Here is a 3,078-nt window from a genome sequence, read left to right as displayed (position 1 = left end):
AACATTATGAATGGGTTCTGATGTAACAAATCCGGATGCGCCTGCTGCAAAGCCTGGCGGCGACCTACTCTTCCAGCGCTTAAGCGATAGTACCATCGGCGCAGTCAGGTTTCACGGCCGAGTTCGAGATGGGATCGGGTGGGTCACTGACGCTATGGCCACCAAGCTATGAAGCAGGCGCATGCGGATTGTTCTTAAAAATCGATACCGTGCACGTTGGACCAATTCATTGGGCTGCGTATTGATTATCCGTTTCGCAATGAACAGCCAGGGCTGTCATTGATGGTGGAACTCTCGAACGCGAATAGAGCAATTAGTATTGGTTAGCTCCACGCATTACTGCGCTTCCACATCCAATCTATCAACGTCGTGGTCTTCGACGGCTCTATGAAATCTTATCTTGAGGGAGGCTTCCCGCTTAGATGCTTTCAGCGGTTATCCCGTCCATACATAGCTACCCTGCTGCACCGTTGGCACGATGACAGGTCCACCAGAGGTATGTTCAACCCGGTCCTCTCGTACTAGGGTCAACTCCTCTCAAATTTCGACGCCCACGGCAGATAGGGACCAAACTGTCTCGCGACGTTCTGAACCCAGCTCACGTACCACTTTAATTGGCGAACAGCCAAACCCTTGGGACCTGCTCCAGCCCCAGGATGTGATGAGCCGACATCGAGGTGCCAAACAACCCCGTCGATATGAGCTCTTGGGGGTTATCAGCCTGTTATCCCCGGCGTACCTTTTATCCGTTGAGCGATGGCCCTTCCACGAGGGACCACCGGATCACTATGACCGACTTTCGTCTCTGCTCGACTCGTCAGTCTCGCAGTCAGGCTGGCTTATGCCATTGCACTCTAACAGACGGTTTCCAACCGTCCTGAGCCAACCTTCGCGCGCCTCCGTTACTCTTTAGGAGGCGACCGCCCCAGTCAAACTACCCGCCACAGAGGGTCCCTGCACCGGATAACGGTGCGAGGTTAGACATCAGAAAACAACAGGGTGGTATTTCACCTTTGGCTCCACCAGGGCTGGCGCCCCGGCTTCAAAGCCTCCCACCTATGCTACACAATTCTTTCCTAATGCCACTCTGAAGCTGCAGTAAAGGTGCACGGGGTCTTTCCGTCTAACCGCGGGTACTCCGCATCTTCACGGAGAATTCAATTTCGCTGAGCATGTACTGGAGACAGTGGGGAAGTCGTTACGCCATTCGTGCAGGTCGGAACTTACCCGACAAGGAATTTCGCTACCTTAGGACCGTTATAGTTACGGCCGCCGTTTACTGGGGCTTCAATTCGGAGCTTGCACCCCTCCTCTTAACCTTCCAGCACCGGGCAGGCGTCAGACCCTATACGTCGTCTTGAAGCCGACTTAGCAGAGTCCTGTGTTTTTGCTAAACAGTCGCTACCCCCTGGCCTGTGCCCCCCACAAAAAGTTGCCTTAATGTGGGGCCTCCTTCTTCCGAAGGTACGGAGGCAATTTGCCGAGTTCCTTCAGTACACTTCTCTCAAGCGCCTTGGTATACTCTACCAGACCACCTGTGTCGGTTTCGGGTACGGTCTATACGGTGGGGCTATTTCCTGGAACCTCTTCGAAGCCAGACCAATCCGATAAGGACTGACAACTTACGAGATCCGTCACACACCACCAGGCCCACGAATATTAACGTGGTTCCCATCGACTACCCCCTTCGGGCTCGTCTTAGGGGCCGGCTCACCCTGCTCAGATTAGCTTTAAGCAGGAACCCTTGGTCTTTCGGCGAGAGGGCATCTCACCCTCTTTATCGCTACTCATGTCTGCATTCGCACTTCCGATACCTCCACCGTCGGTTACCCTTCGGCTTCGCAGGCTTACGGAACGCTCCGCTACCGCGTGGATAAATCCACACCCTAAGCTTCGGCACGTATCTTGAGCCCCGTTACATCTTCGCCGCAGGACCTCTTATTTAGACCAGTGAGCTGTTACGCTTTCTTTAAAGGATGGCTGCTTCTAAGCCAACCTCCTGGTTGTTTTGGAAGTCCCACATGCTTTCCCACTTAGATACGATTTGGGGGCCTTAGCTGTAGGTCAGGGCTGTTTCCCTTTTGACGACGGACCTTAGCACCCGCCGTCTGTCTCCTGGATAGTACTCGTTGGTATTCGGAGTTTGGTTAGGTTTGGTAGATCTCGCGACCCCCTAGCCCATCCAGTGCTCTACCCCCAACGGTATTCGTCCAAGGCTCTACCTCAATAGATTTCGCGGAGAACCAGCTATTTCCCGGCTTGATTGGCCTTTCACCCCTAAACACAACTCATCCGATAATTTTTCAACATTAAACGGTTCGGTCCTCCAGTGGGTGTTACCCCACCTTCAACCTGGTCATGCCTAGATCGCCGGGTTTCGGGTCTAATGCATCAAACTCAGTCGCCCTATTAAGACTCGCTTTCGCTGCGCCTACACCTATCGGCTTAAGCTTGCTTGATACACTAAGTCACAGACCCATTATGCAAGAGGTACGCTGTCACCCCCTATGGGGCTCCAACTGCTTGTAAGCATTCGGTTTCAGGTACTGTTTCACTCCCCTCATCGGGGTGCTTTTCACCTTTCCCTCACGGTACTAGTTCGCTATCGGTCATGCACGAGTATTTAGGCTTGGAGGGTGGTCCCCCCATATTCAGACAGGGTTTCACGTGCCCCGCCCTACTCAAGTCCTGATACATCACTTTCGCATACGGGACTGTCACCCGCTATGGTGCTACTTTCCAGAAGCTTCTGCTAGTTGAATATCAGGCACTGGCCTGGTCCGCGTTCGCTCGCCACTACTAACGGAATCTCGGTTGATGTCTTTTCCTCCGGTTACTGAGATGTTTCAGTTCTCCGGGTTCGCTTCACCAAAGCTATTTTATTCACTAAGGTGATATCCTTTCCCATTTAACTCAAACACTGATCACTCAGCGCTAGAATTAAATGGTGAGGATGGGTTTCCCCATTCGGAAATCGTCGGGTCACAGGTTGCTCACACCTCACCGACGCTTATCGCAGCGTGCCACGTCCTTCATCGCCTGTGCATGCCAAGGCATCCACCAAATGCTCTTACCTCA

2 rRNA genes (1 of these 2 running past the window's edge) are annotated in these 3,078 nt (G+C 52.9%); both read right to left on the bottom strand.

Annotation, left to right across the window (positions count from 1 at the left end):
- Positions 1–51: 51 nt before the first annotated feature.
- Positions 52–166 (bottom strand): 5S ribosomal RNA (rrf, locus tag K7G82_RS29580).
- A 127-nt stretch (positions 167–293) separates the two neighbouring features.
- A 23S ribosomal RNA gene (locus K7G82_RS29575) occupies positions 294–3,078 on the bottom strand (it continues 6 nt past the right edge of the window).

Source organism: Sphingomonas colocasiae (assembly GCF_019880585.1).
GTDB lineage: Bacteria > Pseudomonadota > Alphaproteobacteria > Sphingomonadales > Sphingomonadaceae > Sphingobium_A > Sphingobium_A colocasiae.
The sequence above is the reverse complement of the archived record's forward strand: the minus strand, read 5'-3'. Positions and strand labels throughout refer to the sequence as shown.